The sequence below is a fragment of the Vreelandella mediterranea genome (assembly GCF_970647075.1).
Window position 1 is genome coordinate 437,528 of record NZ_OZ310198.1, and the last position, 24,061, is coordinate 461,588.

A 24,061-nucleotide genomic window follows, 5' to 3' on the forward strand; every position below is an offset into this window, starting at 1 on the left:
CGTCACTTCTCCTGCCGAGCATCGGCCTGCTCGGCGTCCGGCGCATCAGAGGGATGATCGCGCAGGTAGGCGTCTTCGCCTTCCGGGCCGAACACCTCTTCATCCAGCGGCTCGTCCTTCGGCCCCTTGGTGAGGTAGTGCATGAAGCCGGCAAACGCGGTGATGCCGATGATCGCGCTCATGATCGGCTTGGTCGGGCCTTTCCAGGCGCTGACGAAGGGCGAAATGCTTGGGTCATTAGGCAAGCCCGCGTAGATGTCCGGGGTGTCCGCGTGGTGCAGCACGTACATGACGTGGGTGCCGCCGACGCCGGCCGGGTCGTAAATGCCCGCCTCACTGAAGCCGCGCCCTTTCAGGTCGTCCACGCGCTGGGCGGCGCGGGTCAGCATGTCCGCCTTGGAGCCAAACTCGATACACCCGGTTGGGCAGGTTTTCACGCAGGCGGGCTCGAGACCCACCGAGACCCGATCCGAGCAGAGCGTGCACTTGTAGGATTTGCTGTCACGCTCGGAGATCCGCGGAATGTCGAAGGGGCAGCCGGTCACGCAGTAGCCGCAGCCGATACACTTGTCCGAGTCGAAATCGACGATGCCGTTGGCGTACTGCACGATGGCCCCCGGCGCCGGGCAAGCGGTCAAACAGCCCGGGTCGGCGCAGTGCATGCAGCCGTCCTTGCGGATCAGCCACTCGAGATCGCCTTGGGCGTTCTCGAACTCGGTGAAGCGCATCACCGTCCAGGAGTCTTCGGTCAGATCATTGGGATTGTTGTAGGTGCCGGTATTGATGCCGACCTCGTCGCGCACGTCGTTCCACTCCATGCAGGCGACCTGGCACGCCTTGCAGCCGATACAGCGGCTGACATCGATCAGCTTGGCCACGGGCTCGACCTCGTGACGCCCCTGGGGGGGCGTCGTCGTCGTTGCCGAGCGGCGCAGGATATTTTGCGGATTGCTCATGCCCTGCCTCCTGTGGTGTCTTTTTCAACGTTGACCAGAAAGGATTTGAACTCCGGGGTCTGGGTATTGGCATCGCCTACGAAGGGCGTCAGCGTATTCGCCAAAAAGCCTTTCTTGGCGATCCCCAAAAAGCCCCAGTGGATCGGAATACCGACTTGGTGCACGATGCGGTCCCCCACGGTAATCGCCTTGATCCGCTTGGTGACCACCGCCACGGCGCGAATGTAGCCGCGTTTTGATGAAACCCGTACCCAATCACCTTCCACGATGCCGAGTTCGTTACCCAGCGCCTCGCCGATCTCCACGAACTGCTCCGGCTGCACGATCGCGTTCAGATGCACGTGCTTGGTCCAGTAGTGGAAGTGCTCGGTCAGGCGGTACGTGGTCGCCGCGTAAGGGTAATCCTCCCAGGTGCCCATCATCTCCAGGTCCTCGTCGAAGACCCGGGCCGCCGGGTTGTAGCGCACCCGGTTGTTGCGCGGGAAGAGCAGGTTGCCCTCTGGCACCGGGCTCTCCAGCGGCTCGTAGTGGGTGGGGAAGGGGCCTTCCGCCATGCCCTGGCTTGCGAACAGCTTGCCCACGCCCTCCGGGTTCATGATGAAAGGCATCTGCCCGCGGGTGGGGGCGGAGTCGACCGGGAAGTCCGGCACGTCCGCACCGGTCCAGCGCCGCGTCACGCTATCCCACCACACCAGCGACTTGCGCTCGGACCAGGGGCTGCCATCGAGCTTGGCCGAGGCGCGGTTGTAAAGAATGCGCCGGTTGGCAGGCCAGGACCAGGCCCAACCCAAGGTCTGGCCGATGCCATAGGGGTCGGCGTTGTCGCGGTTGGCCATCTGGTTTCCGGCCTCGGTCCAGGAGCCCGCGAAAATCCAGCAGCCGCAGGCCGTCGAGCCGTCGTCGCGCAGCTCGCCAAAGCCCGCCAGCTGCTCACCCATGGGACGCACCAGGCGCCCGTCGACGTACACATCGCTCAGCGCGCGGCCGTTGTATTCCCGCGCAAGCTCTTCCGGTGCGGGCTCCTCGGGCTTTTTGTAGTTCCAGGCAAGGCCCAGGATTGGGTCCGGGAAGGCGCCCCCGTCGCGCTCGTAAAGCTCGCGCACGCGGGTGAACAGGGCCCCCAGAATATGGGTGTCCGCGCGCGCCTCACCGGGGCCGTCCGCGGCGGGGTAGTGCCACTGCAGCCAGCGGGCGCTGTTGACCGTGGAACCCGCGTCCTCGGCGAATGACAGCGCCGGCAGGCGGAAGACCTCGGTCTGGATCTCGCTCGGGTCGACGTCGTTGTACTCGCCGGCATTGCGCCAGAATTCGGCGGTTTCCGTATTGAGCGGGTCGATCGAGACCAGATAGCGCAGTTTCGAAAGCGAGCGGGACACCTTCGCCTTGTTGGGAATCGCCGCCAGCGGGTTGAAGCCCTGACAGAAGTAGCCGTAGATCTCGCCTTTCGACATCCGGTTAAAGGTGTCGAGGATATCGTAGAGCGGCTTGTCGAGCTTGGGCAGCCAGTCGAAGCACCACTGGGTGTCCGCGCGGGCGTTGTCGCCGTACCAGGCCTTCATCAGGCTTACGAAGAACGCGTCGGCGTTTTGCCAGTAGGAGACCTGATTGGGCTGCAGCGGAGCCCGCCGCCGGGCCTCGAGGAAGGTGTCGAGGTCTTCCTCGTCGTCCGTCGGTGCGGCGATGTAGCCGGTCAGCTGGTTCGAGAGCAGGCCAAGGTCGGTCAGCCCCTGAATGTTGGAGTGACCGCGCAGCGCGTTCACGCCGCCGCCGAGCTGGCCTATGTTGCCCAGCAGCAGTTGCACCATGCCCGCGGTACGAATGATCTGCGAACCCAGCGAGTGCTGTGTCCAGCCAAGCGCGTACAAAAGCGTGGTGGTGCGATCTGGCGTGGCGGTGCTCGCAAGCGTCTCCCACACGCGCATGATCTTGTCCACGGGCGTGCCGCAGATCGAGGAGACCATTTCCGGCGTGTAGGCGTCGAAGTGCTCGCGCAGCAGTCGGTAGACGCAGCGCGGGTGCGTCAGCGTATCGTCTCTAAGCGCGAAACCGTCTTCACCGGTTTGATAGACCCAGTTCTCCTTATCGTAGGAGCGGGTGGTTTCGTCGTAGCTGTCGAACAGCCCCTCTTCGAAGCCAAAACCTTCGTCCACCAGCAGAGCGGCGTCGGTGTAGTTGAGCACGTAGTCGCGCTGAATCTGGTCGTTGTCGATCAGATAGCGAATCAAGCCCCCGAGAAAGGCGATATCCGTGCCGGTACGAATCGGCGCGTAGAAGTCCGCCACAGAAGCCGTACGCGTAAAGCGCGGGTCCACCACCATCAGTTGGGCGTTATTGTGCTCTTTCGCTTCGGTGACCCAGCGAAAACCGACCGGATGCGCCTCGGCGGCGTTGCCACCCATGACCAGAATGACGTCAGCATTGCGAATATCGACCCAGTGGTTCGTCATCGCACCGCGACCAAATGTTGGGGCAAGACCTGCCACCGTTGGTCCGTGTCAAACGCGCGCCTGGTTGTCGAAGGCCAGCATGCCAAGGCTGGTGACAAACTTGTGGGTGAGATAGCCCGATTCGTTGGAAGAGGCCGAGGCCGCCAGAAAGCCGGTGGTCGTCCAACGGTTGACCGTACGGCCTTCGTCGTCGGTGGCGACGAAGTTCTCGTCGCGATCGGCTTTTATGTGGCGAGCGATACGGTCGTTAGCTTCCTCCCAGGAGATGCGCTTCCACTCGTTGGTGCCGGGCTCGCGCACCTCGGGGAATTTCAGGCGCGAGGGGCTTTTCACGTAGTCGAGCAGGCCCGCGCCCTTGGGGCATAGCGCGCCGCGGCTCACCGGGTGGTCCGGGTCGCCCTCGATGTGGATGATCTGTTGTTGAACGTTTCTCGCTTCATCGCCGCGGCTGTAGATCAGCACACCGCAGCCTACCGAACAGTAGGTGCAGATATTGCGCGTCTCTTTCGTGTGCGTCAGCTTGAAAGGGCGAATGGAGGAGGCGGCGGCTTCCGGGGAGAACCCCATCATCGCCATACTGGAGGTGGCAAGCCCTGCCGCCCCCAGTTTGAAAAACCCGCGTCGGGTTACTTGAATCGTCATGGTCTCACCTCGTGCATCGATCGACACGGATAGACGAGAAGCGCTTCATGAAAAGCGCTTCCCCTCACACACGAGTCGATCCGGTCGTGATGCTGATTTTTTATGCAAGTTTTAAAAACACTTTAGCAGCTAATCGAGGCCATTTGCGTCAATTTATATTCAACGATTGTAGTAAAATGTTCGCGCCTGGCCTTGCCTGCAGCGGCTAGGTATCGGCCGCCGCGGTGCTCACCAGACTCAAGAAGGCATCCACTACCCGGTTGGGGCGCCGGTCGCGGCGGGTAACCAGCACGAACGGAATACGGTAGCTGTACTGGTCGGTGCATAGCGGGCGCATTTTGTCAGCGGCGACCCATTGCGCGGCCACGTGTTCGGGTAAAAAGCCGATGTAGTGCCCGGTGAGAATGAGAAAGGCCGCGCCCTCGCGATCCGAAGCCGAGGCGCGTAGCGTCAAGGCGTCGTGGGCCTGGCGCGCTTTGGGGGGCAGCGGGTAGCGCGGCGCCACCCCCGACGCCCGGGCGATTTCGGCCGCATCCGGGGGCTGGCTTGTCGTCTCGAAAAGCGGGTGGCCGGCGCCGCAGTAAAGATAAGAAGGCTCGTCGTAAAGCCAGCGTGTCTCCAGGCTTGCCGGCAGGTTGACGCTGGGGACGACGCCCACGTGCAAGTGGCCGTCCATCACCTGGCGAATCACCGCGTCGGAGGGCTCCATATGGATATTGACGCTTACCTCACTGCTTTGTCCGGTAAGCTCGGCGAGAGCATTGGTGACGTTCATGGCGGGCAGCGTGACCAGATTATCGGTAATGCCGATATTGAGCTCGCCCTTGATGGTATGATGCAGGGCGTTGACGTCGCTGCGAAAGGCTTCCAGTGCGGCGAGCAGCGTGAGCCCGGCCTGGTAGAGTTCCTTGCCCTCTTCGGTGAGGCTAAAGCCGCCGCGCCCGCGCTGACAAAGCGACAAGCCCACGCGTTTTTCCAGGTCACTCATGTGCTGGCTGATCGCCGAGCGGCTGATTCCCAGGGTCGTTTCCGCCGCGGTAAAGCCGCCGCACTCGACCACCGTATTGAACACGCGGACCAGGCGGATCTCGTAGTCACTCATTTGCCCAAGCGATACCATGGACACCTCCTTCGCGCTGTACGAAACGGCCTTTCTTGACAAATCATTTACAATAAAAACGGTTTGTATCGAAAGTAGCACGCTGCGATTAGACAGGACCACGTTTTTTAAAGGAAAATAGCTCCTCGGGTGGCTGTTATTACAGCGGTTTGCAGGGTTTATTAAGAAAAGGCATACGCGCAATGTCCGTTGTACCGGATACTCCCCCCCCGGCCGCTATTGGGCCCGATGTAACCGCTAGCGCCAGTCGGCGCGCCGTACTGCTCTACGTGCTGGCCCTGCTCTTCATGGCAAGCATGTTCGGCTGGCTGGTCTACGAGCAGTACCAGCGGGAGATAGAAGCGGCCACGGTACGCATGGAGGCCCGCGTCGGCGTCGTGGCCCAGTGGACCCAGGGCGTTTTGGGCCAGAGCGAGCAAGCGCTTTTTAGCCTCAACGAGTTGGTTAAGCTGTTCGAGGATTCCGACGAACAGAGCCGCCAGGCGCTCGAGCAGGCCATCGACGAGCTCACTCGGTATGTGTCGTCGGTGGACGCCATGGGTGTGCTCGATACCTCGGGGCGCGTCGTACTGAGTAGCGACGAGCACTACCTGGGGTTCTCCTACCGCAACACCGACTTTTTTCAGGCGTTCCGGGATAGCGAGCTCACGCGTGAGGTGACGACCCTACAGCGCTCCCCGGGAAGCGGCGAGGTGTTTCTGTACAACGCCAAGCGGTTGGAGAATGCGCTGGGCGAGTTTGCCGGTATCGCCGTGTCTCGCATCCAGCCGCAAATCTTTGCCGATGCGCTGCAGCAATTGAGCATGAATGAAGGCGAGAGCATCACGCTGGTCGATACCGATTTCCAGTTGATAGCCCGACATTCACAGCCGCCCCTGGACGTCACGGTAGGGCAAAGATTGGAACCGCCGACTCAGTGGCGCCGTGTGGGCGGCGGTGAGGCGGCCCAGGCCATTCGCATGCGCTCGCCGGTCGACCAGCGCGAGCGCCTGTTTCGTCTCGAGCGTATCGGCGACTATCCCGTGTACGCCGTGGTCGGCGTCGACCTGCAAAGCCTGCTCAGCGATTGGCGCGACCGCACGGCATTGCTGCTCGTCATCATGGTGGTCATCGCGCTGCTGGGGGGCTGGGGGCTTCGCCATTACCTCAATCGGATAACGCTTTCGCGCCTTTTGCAAAGGCGTATCGAGGAGCGCGAGGCAGCCCGCGCCCATGCCCTCGAGCGCGAGGTCCGCCTGGACGCGCTGGTCAATTCCCTGCAGGACCTGCTCTTCGTGTTCGATGAGCAGGGGCGGTTTCGCCATATTCACGCCATCGACCAGCGGCTTCTATTGCTCGACCCGGACGCGGCGTTGGGCCAGCATTTTTCGAACATCCTGCCCGCCGACATCGCTGAAACGTTCAGCGATGTCTTCGACCGGGTCAAGCGCTTTCATCAGGTCAAAACCTTCGAATACTCGCTGGTGATCAACGGTCAGCACCACTGTTTCCATTCTACGGTGAGCCCGCTGGTCGATGTCAGCAGAACCTTCAGCGGTGTGCTGTCCGTGGTACGCGATGTGACCGAGGACAAAAGGCTCCAGGCGGAGCTCAAGATCGCCGCCGCTGCCTTTCAAACCCACCTGGGTATTTTGATCACCGACCGAAAGGGCTACATCCTAAAGACCAACGACACGTTCAAGCGCATCACCGGCTACCAGGACGCCGATATGGTGGGCAAGACCCCGCGGATGTTCAGCTCGGGCCAGCACGGCGCGGCGTTCTACCGCGAGCTTTGGCAGCGCGTCAATCAAGTGGGCAACTGGGAAGGCGAGATCTGGAACAAGCGTAAAAACGGCGAGTTTTTCCCGCAGTGGATCACCATCAGCGCCATTTACGATGACGCCGGCGCGCTCAGCCACTACGTTGCGACCATCAGCGATATCAGCGAGCGCAAGGCGGCCGAGCAAGAGATACATCAACTGGCGTTTTACGACCCGCTCACCGGGCTGATCAACCGGCGCCTGTTCATGGACCGTTTGGAAACGGCGTTGAAAGAGCTCAACCGTCATCAGCGCTACGGTGCGCTCATGCTCTTCGATATCGATAATTTCAAGGAGGTCAACGACACCCAGGGGTATCACGCCGGCGACCAGCTATTGCAGGGCGTGGCGCAGCGGCTTTCGCGGATGCTGCGCGATACCGACACCCTGGCAAGGCTCGGGGGCGACGAATTTGCCGTGCTGATCGAAGGCGTCAACAGCAACCTGGCGCAGACGCACCAGCTTGCCCAGGGCATTGCCCACAAGCTGATGGAGTCGCTGAACGAGCCTATCAAGCTCAATAATAGCCTGGCAACGATCACCGTCAGCGCCGGGGTCACGATGATGTCAAGCGACCAGCACAACATGGACGACTATCTCCAGCAGGCGGATATGGCGCTCTCCCAGGCCAAAGGCAACGGGCGTCAAACGCTACGCTTTTTCAACCCGGGCATGCAGGCCGAGCTGCTGGCCCGGGTACGGCTGGAGTCCGATCTTCGCCAGGCGGTGATCTTCAAGCAGTGGCAGCTTTACTACCAGCCCCAGGTCGACCCGCGCGGCGTCATGAGTGGTATGGAAGTGCTGCTGCGCTGGCACCACGCGGAGCGGGGGATCATTTCGCCGGGCGAGTTCATACCGCTTTTGGAAACCACCGGCCTGATCAACGAAGTCGGCGAGTGGATACTCGAGCAGGCCTGCTGGCAGCTCAACGAGTGGGCCGGGCATCCGGTGTTAGGGCGGTTGACCATCTCGGTGAATATCAGCCCGGTACAGTTTCGCGAGTCAGGCTTTGCCGAGCGCATCGAAAGTGTGTTTGCCCGCACCTGCGCGCCGCTGGAGCAGTTGAAGCTCGAAGTGACCGAGTCGCTGTTCGTCGAAGCGCCGAGCGAGGTGCGCGAGACCATGCTGCGCCTGAAAGCCCGGGGTGTACGTTTCTCGCTGGACGATTTCGGCACCGGCTACTCGTCGCTCGCCTACCTGGCCCAGTTGCCGTTGGATCAGCTCAAGATCGACCAGTCTTTCGTGCAGCAGATACCGGGCAGCACGGCCAACGCCGCCATCGTGGAAAGTACCATCGCCCTGGCGAAAAGTTTGAACCTGGATGTGATCGCTGAAGGCGTAGAAACCCGCGAGCAGTACGCCTGGCTTCTTGCCCACGGCTGCCTCTCGTATCAGGGGTATCTCTTCGGCCGGCCCATGCCGGTGGCCGCGCTCACGCGCCAAGCGCTGGGTACGAGCGGGACGTAAGAGCGTGCAGGCGATCGAGCAACTGGCGCGGGTCCAGCGCCGGGCATTCCGTGGGAAGGATGATCTCGAGGCGCGAGTCCTGGCGCCAGGCGCTTGCCTCGATGCTCAAGGTGCCCAGGCCTCGGTTGAGCCGCTTCCAGCCATCGGCAGTGTTGAAGACGCCCTTGGCCCGCGCCTTTTTGGGGAGTGTCGAAAGCACCTGGGCGAGCTGGTCAAGATCGAAGCGCTCGCTTGGGTGCCAGCGAAGCCCGGTACTTGCGTAGCCCAAGGCGTTGGCGGTTTCGACGCGCGGGGCGCCGGGCTCGGGCGGCGCATCGAAAAAAACACCTTCGACAGAAGGAGGCGCCTCGAGGGCTCGATGCGCGGCGGGCCGGGCGCGCTCTTCGGCCGCGGTGGGCTCGCTTTGAAGAAGAAGCGAAAGCGGGAGCGTGCCGCCAGCGGCCCGGTGCACCCATTTGGGGGCGGGCCAAAGCGTTTCGATAAACGCATCGCCACGTTCGATCTGTAAAGCGCTTGCCTGCTCGGTCATGGTCAGCGCCAGCGCATCGGCCACGGCGAGCTGGTCGTTGAAGGTCTCGTGCTCGCGCACGCGGGCCTCGTCCAGCCGGCGCGGGTCGAGGGTGGCGATGATATCGCGCACCTCGAGGGTCGAGGCAAAAGCCTCGCCGCGCAGCAGGTCCAAAAGCCCCGCCGGGTGGCCAAGCCCCGAGGGTTCGATGATCAGCCGGTCGGGTTGGGTGCGGGTGACCAAGCTCACCAGCGCCGCCTGCAACACGAACGCGAGCTGGCAGCACAGACAGCCCCCGGGCAGGCCTTTCACCACCACATCGTCCCGGTCTTCGAACATCGCCTGGTCGATGCCGATCTGGCCGAACTCGTTGACCAGAATCGCCCATTTCTCGTCCACAGGCTTTTGCTCGATCAGGCTGTGGATAAGCGTGGTCTTGCCACTGCCCAAAAAGCCGGTCACCACGTGGGTGGGGATGCGCGCCGTCGCCACCGCCTAGCCGCCGGTCATATTCATGAAGCGCACCACTTGGACATCGCCGTCGGTGGTGAAGTGGTGACGCTCGGGTTTTAGCGGCAGCGCATCGATGATGGCGCGTTTGAGCGCGTCCATGTCGCCGGGGTGGCGGCGCATGACCGCGCGCAGGTCCACCGAGTGCTCGTTGCCCAAACAGAGTAAAAGCCGCCCCTCGACGGTGACGCGCACGCGATTGCAGCTTTCACAGAAGTTGTGGGTGTGGGGCGAAATAAACCCGACACGGCTGTCGCTGTCGCTCATTTGGTAATAGCGCGAAGGCCCGGGGGTCGTCACCGTGCTCGGGGTCAGCGGGTAACGCGCCTCGATTAGCGCCTTGACGTCGTCGCTCGAGTAGAAGGTCTCCGCCCGGGAATGATCCGACACATCACCCAGCGGCATCTCCTCGATAAAACTGATATCGAGCCCCTCACGGCGGGCGAATTCGACCAGATCCAGCACTTCGTCGTCGTTACGCCCTTTTAAAATCACCGCGTTGAGCTTGATGCGCTCGAAGCCCGCCTCCTTGGCGGCGCGAATGCCGTCGATCACCTTGTCCAGATCGCCGGTGCGCGTCAGTGCCTTGAAGCGTTCGGGGTCGAGGGAGTCCAGGCTAACGTTGAGCCTTTTTAGCCCGCCGTCGAAAAGACGCTTTGCTTGCTTTCTGAGCCCGGCGCCGTTGGTGGTCATGGTGAAGTCGTCGAGCCCCGGCAGCGCGCCGATCTCGTCGACCAGCTCTTCGATGTTTTTACGCACCAGCGGCTCGCCGCCGGTCAGGCGGATCTTTTCGACTCCAAGCTCGGTAAATGCGCGGGCGAGGGTGGAAAGTTCTTCCAGGGTCAGCACCTTGGCCCGGGGTAGAAACGTCATCTCCTCACTCATGCAGTACACACAGCGAAAGTCGCAGCGGTCAGTGACTGAGATCCGTACGTAGTTGACCCGGCGGCCAACGCTGTCAATCAGTTGCTCGGTCATTGCCATCTCTCAAGCCTGTGAATTAGGGCAGTGTAGGCGATTGCGGCGAACGAAGCGGCTGAATAACGACTATCTCGCCTTCAGCGGCGGCCTCGAGCGCCTCGTTGAGTTCGATCAAACAGTTGGCCGCTACCATAGAGGTTAACATACCCGAGCCCTGGGCTTTGACCGCGCAAACGCGAAGCCTGCCTTGGGTATCGCAGCGGTATACCCCACGAATCAGGTCGGTGCGTGCCAGGCGTCCTTCGACCCGCGCGTCCAGCACCGCCGTCAGGCGCCGGGCCGGGCCGGGCGTTTGCCCCTCCAGGCGTGACAGCAGCGGCGCGACGAACTGATGAAACGTCACCATGGCCGCCACCGGATTGCCGGGAAGCCCGACAAAAGGGGTCTGATCATCGCCCAGATAGCCGCAGGCCAGCGGCTTGCCCGGGCGCAGCGCCACGCGCCAGAACACCAGCTTGCCCAGTTCTTCCAGCGCCGTGCGGGTGAAGTCCCGCGGCCCGGCGGACACGCCGGCGCTGGTCAACACTAAATCGCACTGCCCGGCGGCGTTACCAAGTGCGCTCGCAAGCGCCGCCGGGTCGTCGGGCAGTATGCCCAGATCGAGCGGCGTAGCGCCGTGTTCGCGCACAAGACCCATGAGCGCAAAGCGGTTGGCGTCATATATACCCGCCTCGGCCAGCGCCTCGCCGGGGGCGGTCACCTCGTTGCCGGTCGAAAAAAGCGCGACCACCGGGCGTTTGAAAACGCTGACCCTGGCAAAGCCGAGCGAGGCGATCAGCCCAAGCGCGGCGGCGTCCAAACGCGTGCCCGCGCTTAGCACGGTGGAGCCCGTGGCAATCTCTTCCCCGGCCAGGCGCACGTTCTGGCCTTTTGTTACGCGCTCGGCGGCGGTGAGCGTTACCCCCGCGCCGTGCTCATCGAGCTGCTCCTGGGCAATCACGGTGTCGGTGCCCGTGGGCAGCGGCGCGCCGGTGGTGATGCGTACGCAGGTGCCGGGCGCCACCGCGCCTTCGAGCGCCTGGCCTGCGAAGGCGCTGCCCGCTAGCGGCCAGCGGCCTTGCCCTTCGCCAGGCCAGGCAAGTGCCACGCCGTCGAGGGCGGCGTTGGTGTACCGGGGCACGTCGAGCGGGGCGATGGCCGGCGTGGCCAGCCGGCGGCCAAAGGCTTCATCGAGGGGGATTTCTTCCACCCCCACCTGGCGGGGGATCAGCGCAGCCAGCGCCTCGCGCGCCTGGTCGACACCGAGGAGCGCATCGTTTTCGAAGCAGGAGAACGTCATGGGCGCCCCTTCGACTCGGCGCGGGCAAACGCCAGGTGCTGCTTCTCCGCTTCGCTATTGAGATTGACGAATGCGTCCTTGATATCCGCCATATCGACATTGTGGGCGCCGTGGCGCTCGTACCAAAGGCCCAGCTTGCGCTCACCCGAGGCCAAAAACGCGCCCAGATCCGCCGCCAGCGACGTGGCGATCAGCGCCACGGTCGGGTGGCGGCGCTCGCCGTCGAAGGCCACGGCGATGTGGCCGTCACCGATTGCGGCGCTCAGGCGCTCGGCCAGCGTCGCCGGCAGCAGCGGCGTATCGCAGGGAACGACGAGCAGCCACGGCGTTTTCGCCGCCAAAAGCCCGCTGTAGATGCCCATGAGCGGCCCATGAAAGCCCGGCTCGACGTCCTCGATCACGCGGTGGCCGAATAGCTTATAGGCATCCAGATTGCGGTTGGCGCTGACGAGGATCTCTGCCACACGGCCCTGAAGCGGCGTCAAGGCGTGGGCAAACAGCGGCAAGCCCTCGAAGGGCTCGAGGCCCTTGTCGCGCCCGCCCATTCGCCGGCCTTCGCCGCCAGCTAAAATCATTCCGGTCAGTTCGTCTTGGGCGATCATTGAAATGCCTTGCGCGTGATGAGTGAGCCCGCCCCCGGCAAGCGGCGCTGCCAAGCGTTGAGTATAGACCCGAGCAGGGCCGGCGAGTGCCCGGGGTTTGTCATATTCGCAGCGGTGGAGGCGTTTTTAAAGCGTGTCTTTTGCTATGCTGGGAAACGTCCGACACCCGGGAGATATCATGCAAGCCTTCAACGAATTAGACCAGACGACCCAGACCGAGCTCGAAGCCGCCGCGTTTCGCAGGCTCCTCACCCACCTGGACGACAACAAGGACGTCCAGAACATCGACTTGATGATCCTGGCGGATTTTTGTCGCAACTGTCTCTCCAAGTGGCTGGTGAGCGCCGCCGAGGCGCGCGGCGAGACGCTCGATTATGAAGCCGCCCGGGAGCACGTCTACGGTATGCCCTACAGCGAGTGGAAAGAGCTCTACCAAGCCAAGGCAACGCCGGAACAGCTGGCCGCCCTGGAGGCCCGCCAGGCGACAAAAGAGCACAAGGAGTAGCGCTTTGGAAACGATGGTGGCGTTGAATATCGCAGTGCTGACCGTATCCGATACCCGTGACGAGGCGAGCGACCGCTCCGGGGCGCTTCTGGTAGAGCGCCTGAAAGAGGCCGGCCACCGGCTGGTCGAAAAGCGTATCGTGGCGGATGACACCTACCGCATTCGTGCCCAGGTGGCGCACTGGATCGCCGAGCCCGAGGTCCAAGTGGTGATTACCACCGGCGGCACCGGCTTTACCGGGCGTGACTCCACGCCGGAAGCGGTCTGTGTACTCTTCGACAAGGAAATCCAGGGCTTTGGCGAGCGTTTTCGCCAGCTAAGCGGTGACGAGATCGGAAGTTCCACCATCCAAAGCCGCTGCTTGGGCGGGCTTGCCAACGCCACCGTCATATTCTGCCTGCCGGGTTCGACCGGGGCGTGCCGTACCGGCTGGGATCATCTCTTGGCCGAACAGCTCGACAGCCGCCACAAACCCTGCAATTTCGCCAACCTGGTGATCCCCGGGCGAGGCCAGCATGGCTGAACTCGCCCCCATCGAGCAGGCCCTTAAGGCGCTGCTTAGCGACGTCACCCCGCTTGGCGCCGAACACGTCACGCTTGCAAACGCCGCCGGCCGGGTAATGGCGGTAGACGCCGTGGCCACCCAGGATGTGCCGGCCTTCGATAACAGCGCCATGGACGGCTACGCCCTGCGCGCCGCGGACGCCGGCGGCTGGCTGCCGGTGTCCCAGCGTATTGCGGCGGGCAGCCCCGCCGCGCCTTTGGCGCCGAACACCTGCGCGCGCATCTTTACCGGCGGTGAGCTTCCCGAGGGCGCCGACTGCGTGGTAATGCAGGAAGAGGTGGAGTGCGGCGGCGAGCGCGGCGACGAGCGCGCGCGCATTCCCGCCGGTATAGCCTCGGGTAATAGCGTGCGCCGCCGCGCCCGCGATGTCGCCAAGGGCGCCACGTTGATCAAAGCCGGCACGCGGCTGAACGCCGCGGCACTGGGCCACCTGGCGGGGCAGGGTATTGCGCAAGTCGAAGTGAGGCGCCGGCCCCGCGTGGCGCTTCTATCGACCGGCGACGAGGTCGTCGAGCCCGGTACCCCCTTGAAGCCAGGCCAGCTTTACAATAGCAACCGCCCGATGCTCAAGCACCTGCTGGAAACCTTCGGTGCCGAGGTCGTGCAGCTTGAAAGCGTACCGGACAGCGCCGAACGCACGCAGCAGTGTTTGAAAGAGGCCGCCGCGCTGAGTGACGTGGTGATCACCACCGGCGGGGTGAGCGTGGGCGAAGAGGATCACGTCAAAAACGCGCTGCAGATGCTGGGGCGGCTGGATCTCTGGCGGCTGGCGATTCGCCCCGGCAAGCCCCTAGCGCTGGGGCGCCTGCCGCGAGAAGATGCAAGCTTTGCGCGCTTTGTCGGCCTTCCCGGTAACCCGGTGTCGGGCTTCGTGGGCGCGTGGCTTTTTTTGCGCCCGCTGATGGGGGCGCTACTTGGCTGCCCGGCGCTTGAAGCGCTGCCCCGGCTAAGCGCCACCGCCACCTTTTCGACCACCACCGGCCCGCGCCAGCACTACATGCGCGTGAAGCTGGCCTTTACGGAGGCAGGTATCGAAGCGAGCGCCTTCCACGACCAGGACTCCTCCGTGCTCTCCTCCTGCGTGGAGGCGGACGCCCTCGCCGTGATCGATCCACACCAGGCGGTGAGTCCTGGAGAGCAGGTCACCTGTCTATGGCTTTCGCCCTGACGCAGGGAGAGAGCCGGAAGAGGCGATGATCTGGAGCAAGGGTTTTTCATAACATGCGTTATAAAACTTGTACAAGGTGACCTTTTCAAAATTGGGTAAGCGACCGCGGCTGCTGTGAAAGAGAGTTAAATCACAGAGGTTCATGAATTTACTGAATTTTAACAAATGTACACTAAGTGTAATTATTTTGACAAAAGTGATACAACTGGGTAGCTTGTAAAGGGTCAGATAGACATCCTTGCAGAGGAAGCAGTCATGTTGTCACTTTCCCACGAGACAACCTTGTGCGTTCTTCGGGCAGTCGCGGCCCAGCATCATAAGGCGAAGCATACGGACATGCTGCCCTGTGTGGGTACGCCGGAACGCGTCGGATTGGCCCATGCGCTCGAGCATCTGTTCGGCTCGCGCCAGTTAGCGCTTTCGGATACCGCCATTACGTTGAGCGAGTGGGCAACAGCGCTGGCAGGACACACCGAGATCGACGACTTGAACCTGTTTGATGCGACCACGGGCGCGTTTTGCAACCGCTTGCAGCGCCCTTTCCGCCATTCCGGGGCGGCCCTGCATCAGGAGGCCAAGGCGTTAAAGGCGCTTTTGGATCTGCCCGAGTCCAGCGAGCGCACCCTGATCAGTTGGCTTTCCTTGCAGACCGTTTCAGGCTTTATGTTGGGCGCGCTGCTCCCCCAGGAGGCGAACTGGCAGACACGCTCGTTGTTCAATAGCGCGGGGGCTCTTTGGGAGCTCAATGCCGGCGATGTCATCGCCACCGACAGCCAGCGCTGGTGTCAGCTTGTCCAGCGTTTGCCCACGCTTCCTGACGACATCACGGCCATCGCGACCACGCCGCTTGATGTGGTTACGTATCAAGCGCTCAAGGAGAAGGGAGTCGCCCATATCGTGGAGCTTTACAGCGAGCCTGCTCTGGGCGTTATCGCCGCTCGACGTTCGCAACAAGCGCCCTACGAGCTCTTGTCGCATTGGCACCCTACGGAAAGCGACGACTACCTGTTGCGCCTTTCAAGGGGAAACGCGTTGAAGGAGGTCAAACTCTGCGAGCCGCTTTGCTGGGTAGGAGCGCGCGACTTCGTACTGCCGGAAGCTGAAACGGCAGCTAAACGTCTACCGGGCTGGGCGGGTCGTTCATCCGCCCAGCGCCCGTTACAGGACGCCACGGCCGCTTAAGCTGTCGCTTTTTAAATGATCGCGTGGGGCACAAAGCAAGAGGAATCCTTGGTAATGCGCCCCACATCCTCGCGAATGCCCATTCCGCAGGCACGATCACCGATGACCCAGCTCCCCACCAGGGCGTGATACTGCCCAAAGCGCGGCATTGGGTGGTACGCCTGGCGAATCCAGGGGCTATCCACGTAGGGCCCGCTGACCTCTTCAAACTCGCCTTTATCGGTCATCATCGCGACGTTGCTACCCTCGCGGGAGAAAAACGGCTTGCGCACCCAGCCCGGCGCCAGCGGCGACTCGCCCGGCTTTTCGAAGTAGGCGGGCAACAGGTTGGGGTGGTTACGGTACTCTTCCCATAAAAGCGGCAAAATCCCCTTGTTGGAGAGTACCGCCTTCCAGGGCGGTTCGAACCAGTGGGTCGCAAGTTTGGGGATCATCTTGCCGAAGTCTTCAAGCGCCAGCTCTTCCCAGGGGTAGAGCTTGAACAGAGCGCCGATCGGCGCATCGTCCATATCCAGGAAGTAGTCGCCGCCGGGCTGGTAGCCGATATCCTCGGTATGGATGAACGGCGCCTTGAGCCCTGCCTGCACGGCGATATCCTGTAGATAGTGAACCGTGGCGCGCTCCTCGACGTTGTCCTTGATACACGAGAAGTAGAGGGTGGCGTCGTCGAGGCGCTGACCGATATGGGCCAGGGCGCCCATCAAACGCTCGTGGACCGAGTTGAACTGGTCGGCCTGGCGGGGAATGAGCCCCTGCTGGATCGCCTGCTCGAGCCACACCCACTGAAAAAGCCCAGTCTCATAGAGCGAGGTCGGCGTATCGTAATTGAGCTCCAAAAGCTTTGCCGGGCCTGCCCCGTCGTAGGCGAAATCCATACGCCCGTAGAGATGCGGCTGCCCGGCGCGCCAGGACTCAAAAATGGTGTCCCACATGAACTCAGGAATCGCCAGGCGCTGCATTAAAGCATTGGAGTGGCAGACCTTGTCCACCAGCGCCATGCACATTTCGTGAAGCTCCTCGGTGGGCGCTTCGATGTCGCGTTCCACCTGCTCCAGGGTGAACTGGTAGTAGGCGCTCTCTTTCCAGTAGGGCTCGCCGTCGATGGTATGAAAATGAAACCCCAGCTCATCGGCCAGGGTTTTCCATTGGGGGCGTTCGGCAATATCGACTCTCAACATGACGGTTTTAAGAGCCCCAGCCGCCGCGCGCCGAGGAGCGCGAGCCAAAGCCGCTGCGCTGGGTCGCCTGCCGGTTCTGCGTGGCGCTGGTGCGCATGGTTTGCTGGCGCTGATTGACGCGTTGGCTTGCCTGGTTGGTCGCCGTGTTCCAATTGCCCTGGTTTTGCCGGTTACGATAAACCGGCTCCTGGTAAAGGCCCCGGTTGGTGGCGCCGCGGCTGGTGCGCGACATCATGTTACCGACCATATAGCCCATCATGGCGGGCATGAACCAGCCGCCACCGCTACCGCCGGTGGCGGCCTGGGCCTGCTCCTCGGTCGGCGCGACGCAGGCGCCTTCGCCGTGTTCGGCTTCGCAGGCCTCGATGGATTCAAAGCGCGGCACTTCCTCGAGCGAGGCCTCGTAAGACTCCTCGCAAGCACTTTGGGTATAGACGTTCGCCGCGACGCACTCGTCGACGCTTTGGTAGCTGCGGGGGCTATCGAAGCTCACGTCGGTGACTTCCTCGGACTGGCCGCAGCCGGTGAGCGTAAAGGCGCCGGCGCCCATCAGCGCAAGCGAAAGACGCAGGCTGCGCTTGCGCTGAGGGAGGTGGGACGTTTGATCATGCTGGGTCATGAGAAGCTCCTTACCACGTCATCGAGGCGGCGTTGAGTAAACCGACCGCAATGCAAATACTGCCAACGAGAATGCCGTAGGCCATATGGCCTTCGCTGATATGCGTCGAAAGGCTCTCCCCCTGATTTTTGAGCACGACTTTCAGCCCAAAGAAGGTGGCCAGCTGCACGCCAAAAGCGATTACGCCCCACAGCAGAAAATCGATAAAGCTGATCGAGTTCGCCATGGCGCTGTAAAGCGGCAGAGTGAAACCCAAAATGGAGCCAGCGTAGGCCGTAGAGGCCGCCGCGTTGCCCTGGCGGATCAACTGCCACTCCTTGTGCGGGGTAATCCGGCTATAGCAGTACATGAAGGCGCCCAGCAAAATCAGCGCGCCGATCAAATAGCCTAAAAAGTGGGGCAAGCCCTGCAAATAATTCATGGTCGAGTCTTCCTTGTGAGCGAGTGGATCCTGGCCTTTGGATTAGAGTAAAGGCTTGGCGGTCAAATAGCATCAATATCTATCGAGGCTACGTCAATGCCCAGGTTTTCCACCAGCATGAAGCTGCCTTCTTCGTCGTTTTCGGCGCTCATGAGCACGTACTCCATACGCTCGGAGCCCTCGATCGGGCGCTCGAACAGCATGGCGTGATGCACGACCTGGCGCGTCATCACGCTCTCGATGGTCATCACCTGCTCTTCGAACTGCACCGGCGGCGACCAGTCGCTTGAAGGCTCACCCCAGAGGCGCTCGAAGCGGCGCTCGGTCTGGTCGCCGGTCGACTCGATCGTCAACTGTTTGGCGCCCAGGGGGCTTGCTGCCTTGTCCTCCGGGTTCAAAAGCGCGTCGAACTCCACATCGGAAAGGTGGCTCACGCGGTAAAAGTCGAACAGCTTATACTCGACGACGCGCTGATTCTCGACGTTGGCCTGAAGCCAGGTATCGTTTTCCAGATAAAAACGCACCAGATGCGCGCCCTGGCCAAGCTCTATGTGGCCCACGGCGGCGATATGATAGTCCTGGTCGCTTTCCCAGCTAAAGAGCGTGTCCGGGAACGCGCCCAGCTCGTTGAGATCCAGGCGCACCCGGCCGTCCAGGCGAAGCCCCGCGAAGTCGTCGGAGGACATGCCGATCGGCAAGCCCGCGCTGAAGGTGGAGCCGCTCTCGGATTCGTTGGCGTTTTCGGTGTTGCCCAACAGGTTCTTCAAGGTCTTGAACATCAGTTATCTCTCCCTAGAGCCGCCTGGAAAAGGGCGACAAGGTCGCTGTCGCTCAAGCGGTTATCCCCCATGTAGTAAAGGGTGTCCCCCGCCGCTACGGCAAAATCGGCGGGCGGATTCAGCAGCTGGTGTTCGTCGCTGGCCGGGCGCCAGACGCCCAGCAGCGTCACGTTGTTGTGGGCCTTGGCCTGGGCCATCAGATCGCCGTAGCGCACGCTCTGCTCATTCGACAAGGTCATCGGCAGGCAGGCCTGGAACTGGGTGGCGCCCTGGCCGATGGCCAGCAGCTCGTTGACTACCCGGCTGATGCCTGCATCGGTCGCCGAACGTACCAGCATTTCGATGGAAAGGCCTTGGGTGCATTCGATACCCGGCAACGTACGGCGCAGCATGTTGGCAGTCGAAGGGTTGTCGCAGTGGGCTACCATATGGCACTCCGGCGATTTTTGATCAAACACCGAAAGCGCGATGGTCGCTACGCGCTCATCCACCTTGTCGTAGATGATGATACGGCTGGCGCCCTTGATGCCCGCGCGGTCCAGCAATTCAGGGTCGGAAAAACTCTCGCCCTTGACGAACTTGATGCTGCCGGGCAAGGGGTTGTCGATATCCGTGGCGACGCAAAGCACGATATCGTCCGGAAGGTTAGGGTCCGCTTGCAGGATGCGGATGATATTGGCTGTGGGCTCGCCGTGCCAGCCGATCACGAGTGTATGACCCGTCAGGCCCGCATAGTTCGCTTTACCTTGCACCAGCGTTCTCCATGTTGAGCTGATATTGGCCGTGGCCTTGCCGATGAATGCCGCAAACAAGATGATACCGCCGGGAATGACCCAAAGCGTGGCGGTCCACTGGCCGAGAGGCGTTTGCGGGCTGAAATCGCCATATCCCACGGTGGTGGTCGTGGTGACATAGAAATACATCCATAGTCGGAAAGAGCTTGCCACCGCTTCATCGGCATAGTCCATGACGGCCCAGGAAAGCGCCGAATGGCCGACCACCATCAGAAAGAGAAAGGTCCAGCTCACGCTGATGGTCGAGGCTTGAAGCGCCTTCAAAAGGCGCACAAGAATAGGCACTGCTCGCTCCTTGAGGACAGGCCCGCCCGTAGGCGGGCGCTTTGCCGGTTATGCTTGTGGGGTATTCTTCTTGGCCTTGATGCGAGCCAGCACGTCGTCGGCCTTGCGCTCGTTGGCGCCGATACCGGCGGCTTTCAGGCGGGTATCGAGGGAGGCGCCGCTCTCTTCGTTGGAAAGCTGCTCGGCGGCTTTCATCTGCGCAGAATCAAGCGCCTGGCGCTCGCGAATTCGCTCCAGGGACTCCATGGCGCTGCCCATGGCGCTATTCTGCCCGGAATGGCGCGCAGCCACGGCGGACTGGGCGCGTTGGGCGGACTCGGTCGCCTTGACCACGCTGACCTGTTGCTTGAGCTGGCGCAGTTGGTTTTCGGTGTTACGGATCGTGCCGCGCAGGCTCTCGATGCTCGTATCGAACTCGCCCACAATGTGCTGCTCGGCGTCCAGTGCGTCCTGTAGCGCCACGATACGCTCGGCGACTTCGGTGGCGAGCTCCTCTTCGCCCTTGTCCATCGCCGCCGCGGCGCTTTGCTCGAGCTCACCGATCTTGTTTTCGAGGGTGGCGACCTTGTCACTGTTGATCTGGCGCTGGCCCATCAGCCTGGCAAGCTCGGTTTTGGAGTCTTTCAGGTGTTGTTCGGAGTCGCGAATTTCCTGGTCCAGAATGCGTAGCGCCTGGGAATCGACCACCGCCTGGCCGGTTTCGTGGGCCTTGCCGCGAAGGGCCGTCATGATCTTGTTCAGCATGGGAACTCCTTGGGTTTAACGTGCCGGGTTGGAAAAATGTAGCTGGATGAGCCTGGCCACTTCCATCGCCGCGCTCGCCGTGGCGTGAAGCTCGGCGCAGATCGAGGCGAGCCTCGAGTCACCGAACAGCTGGCCATAGGCCACGTAGTAATCGTGCCCGTCGATCTCGACGATACCGACGGAGGCCAGCGGCAGCGCCAAGCCCTGGCGTAGCAGCTCTTCGTTGAGGGCGGCGTTATCGCTTACGCTGGTGACGGGGGTGATCGGCGTCATCGCCAGCCACTCGTCGTCGTTTTTGGAAAGCGTCAGCGTCAGGTTGCCGTAGTCGAAAAGCGTCCAGATCAGCGTCTGGTTGGCATCATCGAGCTGTACGTCGGCGCGGGGCCACTCGAGCTCGCCTTCCTGATCGGCGGTGGCTATTACGCGCTCATAAAGCTCGGCTGCGGTGGCGGCGGGGGTATCGCTAAACGTCGTCAAGAGTGAGACTCCTTGTAAAAAAGCGTCCATGGAAACGTATTAAACGGTGTCAACATTCAAGATACTACCTGAACGCTTCTCCACATGCTGGGCAAATGAAGTAACCTTAAAAAAGTCCACTCAATAAGACCCGATACCCTCGCGGGAGTTCGCCGCGCGGGCCGCCTCGAGGAATTTTCATGACCCATGACGCAGAACACGCCGGGCTCTGGTCAAAACGCCTGACGGACTTTAGCGACGGCCTGGCCCACGCGCCCATGCCAGGCTGTGGCGCGGCGGCCGGCGTGACGGCGGATTTTGGCCTGGCGCTGATGCTCAAGGGCCTGCACCTGGGCCAAAAGCACCAGCCAAGCCCTGCGCGCGCCGCGCTGATCGAACAAGGCGAGGCGCTCAAGCAGGCGCTTGCGCCGTTGGCCGACAAGGATGTTGCCGCGTTCGAGGCGATGATGGCCGCGCTGCAAAAACCCAAGAACACCGACGACGAGCAGCGCGCCCGGAAGAAGGCCATTCACCAGGCCGCTAGCCGCGCCGTCGAGGTGCCGCTGGAAACCGCCCGGTGCTGCGTCGAGGCGCTGGCGCTTGGTCAAAAGATCACGGCGCAAATCGAGGCGCAGTTTGAAAGCGACGCCACCGCCGGGGCGCACCTGCTCAGCGCGGCCGTTCAAAGCGTGCTGCTCAACGTCGATGCCAATCTTGACGCGCTAGGGAGCGAGGAGGAGAAGCGCCGTGTGCAGCAGGAAGTCGATGCGTTAAAAAGCCGTTTTGCTGACGCGCGCCAGGCACTCTCGCTCACGCCGTGATGTCCTTATCGGTGGGGTAATGGTCCTTGCCGACATAACGCGCGCGGCGGACACTCTTCAGACTAATCACCTGGAGAGAACCCGCGATGCGTCATATCGCCTTGTTGGCCTACCCGGACTGCCAACTGCTGGATGTCACCGGCCCGTGGCAGGTGTTTGCCAGCGCCAATGAATTAAGTCCTGCACCGCTTTACCGCCTGACGCTGGTGGCGGATGCGCCCGGCCCGGTTATGACCAACGGCGGTTTGGCGCTGAACGCCCAGTACGCGTACCACGCCCTGACCGCACTTTTACCGCTGGATACGCTGCTCGTCGCTGGCGGCAGCGGCGTGCTTCAGGCGCGCCAGGACCCGCAAGTGCTTGCCATATTGCGTCAGCTGGCGCCCGAGCTCACCCGGTTGGGCTCGATCTGCTCGGGGGCGTTTTTGCTCGCCGCCGCCGGGCTTTTGGATGGCCAGCGCGTGACCACCCACTGGCGCCACGCACGCCAGCTCGCGAAGGAGTACCCGGCGCTTTGCGTTGAGCCCGACGCGCTTTATCTGGAAAGTGGCGGGCACTATACCAGTGCGGGCGTGACGGCCGGGCTCGACCTGGCGCTTTCGTTGGTCGAGGCGGACCACGGTGCGGCACTTGCTGGGCGCGTGGCCCGCGAGCTGGTCGTGTTTTTGCATCGCCCCGGCGGGCAGTCGCAGTTCAGTGAAATCCAGCGCTACCAGGAGCGTGCCGGGCCGCTCAAACGCTTGCTCGATCACCTGCATGCCGACCCCGGCGCCTCGCACAGCCTGGAAAGCATGGCCGCACACATGGCGGTATCGCCGCGTCACCTTACTCGGCTGTTCAAGCACTATTTGGACACCACGCCGCACACCTACCTGACCCAGCTTCGCCTCGAACAGGCGCGCATAGCACTGATTGACGATGCCCAGCCTGTGGCGCTCGAGCGCTTAGCCGCGCGTTGGCGCCTGGGCAGTGCTGAGCAATTGCGCCGCCAGTTTCAGCCCTACTACGGCGTTTCACCCTCCGTTTACCGTCAGCGGTTTCAAAGCGCCCGCGCTTAACCATTAAGGGAATCAACTATGCCGTTAACGGTGTCACTACTTTCGCTGTGTCAGGCGCTGCTGGTCAGCGGTAATATTCTGCTTATTGCCGTTTCACCCTTGATTGGCGCCTCCTTGGCGCCGAGCGCTAATTGGGCCACCGCGCCGGTGGCAAGCCAGTGGCTTGGGCTGATGTGCGCGACCATCCCTGCTTCGCTCATAATGGGCAAGCTAGGGCGCAAGCGCGGCTTCGTTTTGGGCAATGTTATTGGGCTTGCTGGCACGGCCGTGGCGGTGCAGGCGCTGATGCACCAACACTTTGCGCTGTTTATGTTGGCGACCTGGTTAATTGGTATCGGCATCGGCTTTGGCCAGCTCTACCGCTTTGCCGCAATCGAAGCCGCACCCGCTCACCAGCGCGACCGGGCGCTCGGGCTGGTCATGGGCGGCGGTGTGCTGGCGGCGTTTGTAGGCCCTTGGCTTGCCAGGGTGAGCCGGGAGCTTGGCGAGGTGCCCTTTTTGGGAAGCTTTATCGGTTTGGGGACGCTTTACGCCATCGCGCTGCTGGTGCTTTGCGTGACGCGCCTGCCGCAGGCCGAAAAGCGCCACGCCGAGGGCGCAGTGCGCCCGCTCAAAACGCTTTTACGCCAGCCGCTGTTCATTCTGGCGGTGGGCTCGGCCATGGTGGGTTACGGGGTGATGAATATTTCCATGACCGCCACGCCTATCGCGATGGCCCACGCTGGTCACTCTTTCGATCACGTTTCGAGCACGATTCAGTGGCACGTGGTGGCGATGTTCGCACCGTCGTTCTTTACCGGGCCGCTGACCGCGCGTTTTGGCGCCCGTGCGATGATCGTGGCGGGCTGCGTGCTGCTGGCCGCGAGTTCTCTGTCGGCGCAGTGGGGCCTCGGGTTCGGCGACTTCAACTTGGCGTTGATTTTGCTGGGTCTTGGTTGGAACTTTACCTTTCTGCCGGCCACGGGGCTGGTGAGCCAGGCGCACCGCCCGGCAGAGAAAGCGCGGGTGCAAGCGGCCAACGAGTTTCTGGTGTTTGGTTGTGTCGCGCTCTCGGCGCTGCTGGCGGGGCCGTTGGTGAGTACGCTCGGCTGGGCGGCGCTCAACGCGCTACTGCTGCCGGTGGCGCTGTTGCCTATCGCCTTGCTGGCGTGGCAACGATACCGGTAGGATCG

Annotated in this window: 22 protein-coding genes; 8 read left to right on the forward strand and 14 right to left on the reverse strand. The window is 62.3% G+C overall.

Annotated elements, in window-relative coordinates; all coding sequences use genetic code 11:
* Window positions 1-2: 2 nt before the first annotated feature.
* From fdxH to ACWFVE_RS02135, 3 genes are all read right to left on the reverse strand, one after another.
* Window positions 3-956, reverse strand: a complete 954-nt coding sequence (fdxH, locus tag ACWFVE_RS02125) for a formate dehydrogenase subunit beta (protein ID WP_447527648.1) — start codon at window positions 954-956, stop codon at window positions 3-5.
* The gene (gene fdnG / locus ACWFVE_RS02130) at window positions 953-4,039 is read right to left on the reverse strand and encodes a formate dehydrogenase-N subunit alpha (protein ID WP_447530488.1); all 3,087 of its coding nucleotides are present in this window, start codon (window positions 4,037-4,039) and stop codon (window positions 953-955) included. The genes fdxH and fdnG overlap by 4 nt, the downstream gene beginning before the upstream one ends.
* Window positions 4,040-4,250: 211 nt before the next feature.
* On the reverse strand, window positions 4,251-5,165 hold the full coding sequence (locus tag ACWFVE_RS02135; protein ID WP_447527649.1) for a LysR family transcriptional regulator: 915 nt from the start codon (window positions 5,163-5,165) through the stop codon (window positions 4,251-4,253).
* Between the two features lie 182 nt (window positions 5,166-5,347).
* On the opposite strand from ACWFVE_RS02135, the gene ACWFVE_RS02140 reads away from it, so the two are divergent.
* On the forward strand, window positions 5,348-8,434 hold the full coding sequence (locus ACWFVE_RS02140) for a bifunctional diguanylate cyclase/phosphodiesterase (RefSeq protein WP_447527650.1): 3,087 nt from the start codon (window positions 5,348-5,350) through the stop codon (window positions 8,432-8,434).
* Here the strand turns inward: ACWFVE_RS02140 and ACWFVE_RS02145 are convergent.
* From ACWFVE_RS02145 to mobA, 4 genes are read right to left on the reverse strand one after another with little or no spacing between them, the layout of a single operon-like run.
* The gene (locus tag ACWFVE_RS02145) at window positions 8,400-9,434 is read right to left on the reverse strand and encodes a CobW family GTP-binding protein (protein WP_447527651.1); all 1,035 of its coding nucleotides are present in this window, start codon (window positions 9,432-9,434) and stop codon (window positions 8,400-8,402) included. The genes ACWFVE_RS02140 and ACWFVE_RS02145 overlap by 35 nt on opposite strands.
* A 3-nt stretch (window positions 9,435-9,437) precedes the next feature.
* Entirely contained in the window at window positions 9,438-10,430 is a 993-nt protein-coding gene (moaA, locus tag ACWFVE_RS02150) for a GTP 3',8-cyclase MoaA (protein WP_447527652.1), read from the reverse strand.
* Window positions 10,431-10,452: 22 nt separating this feature from the next.
* Window positions 10,453-11,712, reverse strand: coding sequence for a molybdopterin molybdotransferase MoeA (locus ACWFVE_RS02155; RefSeq protein ID WP_447527653.1), 1,260 nt, complete (start codon window positions 11,710-11,712; stop codon window positions 10,453-10,455).
* A complete protein-coding gene (gene mobA, locus ACWFVE_RS02160; protein WP_447527654.1) occupies window positions 11,709-12,314 on the reverse strand; it encodes a molybdenum cofactor guanylyltransferase MobA in 606 nt (201 codons plus the stop codon). Before mobA ends, ACWFVE_RS02155 begins: the two co-directional genes overlap by 4 nt.
* A 178-nt stretch (window positions 12,315-12,492) precedes the next feature.
* On the opposite strand from mobA, the gene ACWFVE_RS02165 reads away from it, so the two are divergent.
* From ACWFVE_RS02165 to ACWFVE_RS02180, 4 genes are all read left to right on the forward strand, one after another.
* On the forward strand, window positions 12,493-12,819 hold the full coding sequence (locus ACWFVE_RS02165; protein WP_447527655.1) for a DUF1244 domain-containing protein: 327 nt from the start codon (window positions 12,493-12,495) through the stop codon (window positions 12,817-12,819).
* A 13-nt stretch (window positions 12,820-12,832) separates the two neighbouring features.
* Window positions 12,833-13,342, forward strand: a complete 510-nt coding sequence (gene moaB, locus ACWFVE_RS02170; protein WP_447530489.1) for a molybdenum cofactor biosynthesis protein B — start codon at window positions 12,833-12,835, stop codon at window positions 13,340-13,342.
* Window positions 13,335-14,552 (forward strand): molybdopterin molybdotransferase MoeA, encoded by a 1,218-nt coding sequence (locus ACWFVE_RS02175; protein WP_447527656.1) that lies wholly within the window; start codon window positions 13,335-13,337, stop codon window positions 14,550-14,552. Before moaB ends, ACWFVE_RS02175 begins: the two co-directional genes overlap by 8 nt.
* Window positions 14,553-14,888: 336 nt before the next feature.
* The gene (locus ACWFVE_RS02180) at window positions 14,889-15,734 is read left to right on the forward strand and encodes a hypothetical protein (RefSeq protein WP_447527657.1); all 846 of its coding nucleotides are present in this window, start codon (window positions 14,889-14,891) and stop codon (window positions 15,732-15,734) included.
* An 11-nt stretch (window positions 15,735-15,745) separates the two neighbouring features.
* Here the strand turns inward: ACWFVE_RS02180 and ACWFVE_RS02185 are convergent, their stop codons facing one another.
* The 7 genes from ACWFVE_RS02185 to ACWFVE_RS02215 all read right to left on the reverse strand — a co-directional run bounded on the left by ACWFVE_RS02185 (window position 15,746) and on the right by ACWFVE_RS02215 (window position 21,031).
* The gene (locus ACWFVE_RS02185) at window positions 15,746-16,912 is read right to left on the reverse strand and encodes a glutathionylspermidine synthase family protein (RefSeq protein WP_447527658.1); all 1,167 of its coding nucleotides are present in this window, start codon (window positions 16,910-16,912) and stop codon (window positions 15,746-15,748) included.
* A 7-nt stretch (window positions 16,913-16,919) separates the two neighbouring features.
* Window positions 16,920-17,531 (reverse strand): DUF1190 domain-containing protein, encoded by a 612-nt coding sequence (locus tag ACWFVE_RS02190; RefSeq protein ID WP_447527659.1) that lies wholly within the window; start codon window positions 17,529-17,531, stop codon window positions 16,920-16,922.
* 10 nt (window positions 17,532-17,541) lie between these two features.
* On the reverse strand, window positions 17,542-17,952 hold the full coding sequence (locus ACWFVE_RS02195; protein ID WP_447527660.1) for a DUF350 domain-containing protein: 411 nt from the start codon (window positions 17,950-17,952) through the stop codon (window positions 17,542-17,544).
* A 62-nt stretch (window positions 17,953-18,014) separates the two neighbouring features.
* Window positions 18,015-18,731, reverse strand: a complete 717-nt coding sequence (locus ACWFVE_RS02200) for a DUF2491 family protein (protein WP_447527661.1) — start codon at window positions 18,729-18,731, stop codon at window positions 18,015-18,017.
* A complete protein-coding gene (locus ACWFVE_RS02205; protein ID WP_447527662.1) occupies window positions 18,731-19,810 on the reverse strand; it encodes an ion channel in 1,080 nt (359 codons plus the stop codon). Before ACWFVE_RS02205 ends, ACWFVE_RS02200 begins: the two co-directional genes overlap by 1 nt.
* 48 nt (window positions 19,811-19,858) lie before the next feature.
* Entirely contained in the window at window positions 19,859-20,554 is a 696-nt protein-coding gene (locus ACWFVE_RS02210; protein ID WP_447527663.1) for a PspA/IM30 family protein, read from the reverse strand.
* A gap of 15 nt (window positions 20,555-20,569) precedes the next feature.
* Window positions 20,570-21,031, reverse strand: a complete 462-nt coding sequence (locus ACWFVE_RS02215; protein WP_447527664.1) for a DUF2170 family protein — start codon at window positions 21,029-21,031, stop codon at window positions 20,570-20,572.
* A gap of 179 nt (window positions 21,032-21,210) precedes the next feature.
* Here ACWFVE_RS02215 and ACWFVE_RS02220 point away from each other — a divergent pair, with 179 nt between their 5' ends.
* From ACWFVE_RS02220 to ACWFVE_RS02230, 3 genes are all read left to right on the forward strand, one after another.
* Entirely contained in the window at window positions 21,211-21,831 is a 621-nt protein-coding gene (locus ACWFVE_RS02220; protein WP_447527665.1) for a cyclodeaminase/cyclohydrolase family protein, read from the forward strand.
* Window positions 21,832-21,917: 86 nt separating this feature from the next.
* Window positions 21,918-22,889, forward strand: a complete 972-nt coding sequence (locus ACWFVE_RS02225; protein ID WP_447527666.1) for a GlxA family transcriptional regulator — start codon at window positions 21,918-21,920, stop codon at window positions 22,887-22,889.
* 18 nt (window positions 22,890-22,907) lie between these two features.
* Window positions 22,908-24,056, forward strand: coding sequence for an MFS transporter (locus ACWFVE_RS02230; protein ID WP_447527667.1), 1,149 nt, complete (start codon window positions 22,908-22,910; stop codon window positions 24,054-24,056).
* Window positions 24,057-24,061: the final 5 nt, after the last annotated feature.

Excerpts from the sequence above, each read along its gene's own strand:
- fdxH (WP_447527648.1), bottom strand. The coding sequence starts at position 956 with ATGAGCAATCCGCAAAATATCCTGCGCCGCTCGGCAACGACGACGACG.
- ACWFVE_RS02135 (WP_447527649.1), bottom strand. The coding sequence starts at position 5,165 with ATGGTATCGCTTGGGCAAATGAGTGACTACGAGATCCGCCTGGTCCGC.
- ACWFVE_RS02140 (WP_447527650.1), top strand. The coding sequence starts at position 5,348 with ATGTCCGTTGTACCGGATACTCCCCCCCCGGCCGCTATTGGGCCCGAT.
- moaA (WP_447527652.1), bottom strand. The coding sequence starts at position 10,430 with ATGACCGAGCAACTGATTGACAGCGTTGGCCGCCGGGTCAACTACGTA.
- ACWFVE_RS02155 (WP_447527653.1), bottom strand. The coding sequence starts at position 11,712 with ATGACGTTCTCCTGCTTCGAAAACGATGCGCTCCTCGGTGTCGACCAG.
- mobA (WP_447527654.1), bottom strand. The coding sequence starts at position 12,314 with ATGATCGCCCAAGACGAACTGACCGGAATGATTTTAGCTGGCGGCGAA.
- ACWFVE_RS02165 (WP_447527655.1), top strand. The coding sequence starts at position 12,493 with ATGCAAGCCTTCAACGAATTAGACCAGACGACCCAGACCGAGCTCGAA.
- moaB (WP_447530489.1), top strand. The coding sequence starts at position 12,833 with ATGGTGGCGTTGAATATCGCAGTGCTGACCGTATCCGATACCCGTGAC.
- ACWFVE_RS02175 (WP_447527656.1), top strand. The coding sequence starts at position 13,335 with ATGGCTGAACTCGCCCCCATCGAGCAGGCCCTTAAGGCGCTGCTTAGC.
- ACWFVE_RS02180 (WP_447527657.1), top strand. The coding sequence starts at position 14,889 with ATGCTGCCCTGTGTGGGTACGCCGGAACGCGTCGGATTGGCCCATGCG.
- ACWFVE_RS02185 (WP_447527658.1), bottom strand. The coding sequence starts at position 16,912 with ATGTTGAGAGTCGATATTGCCGAACGCCCCCAATGGAAAACCCTGGCC.
- ACWFVE_RS02190 (WP_447527659.1), bottom strand. The coding sequence starts at position 17,531 with ATGACCCAGCATGATCAAACGTCCCACCTCCCTCAGCGCAAGCGCAGC.
- ACWFVE_RS02195 (WP_447527660.1), bottom strand. The coding sequence starts at position 17,952 with ATGAATTATTTGCAGGGCTTGCCCCACTTTTTAGGCTATTTGATCGGC.
- ACWFVE_RS02200 (WP_447527661.1), bottom strand. The coding sequence starts at position 18,731 with ATGTTCAAGACCTTGAAGAACCTGTTGGGCAACACCGAAAACGCCAAC.
- ACWFVE_RS02210 (WP_447527663.1), bottom strand. The coding sequence starts at position 20,554 with ATGCTGAACAAGATCATGACGGCCCTTCGCGGCAAGGCCCACGAAACC.
- ACWFVE_RS02220 (WP_447527665.1), top strand. The coding sequence starts at position 21,211 with ATGACCCATGACGCAGAACACGCCGGGCTCTGGTCAAAACGCCTGACG.
- ACWFVE_RS02225 (WP_447527666.1), top strand. The coding sequence starts at position 21,918 with ATGCGTCATATCGCCTTGTTGGCCTACCCGGACTGCCAACTGCTGGAT.
- ACWFVE_RS02230 (WP_447527667.1), top strand. The coding sequence starts at position 22,908 with ATGCCGTTAACGGTGTCACTACTTTCGCTGTGTCAGGCGCTGCTGGTC.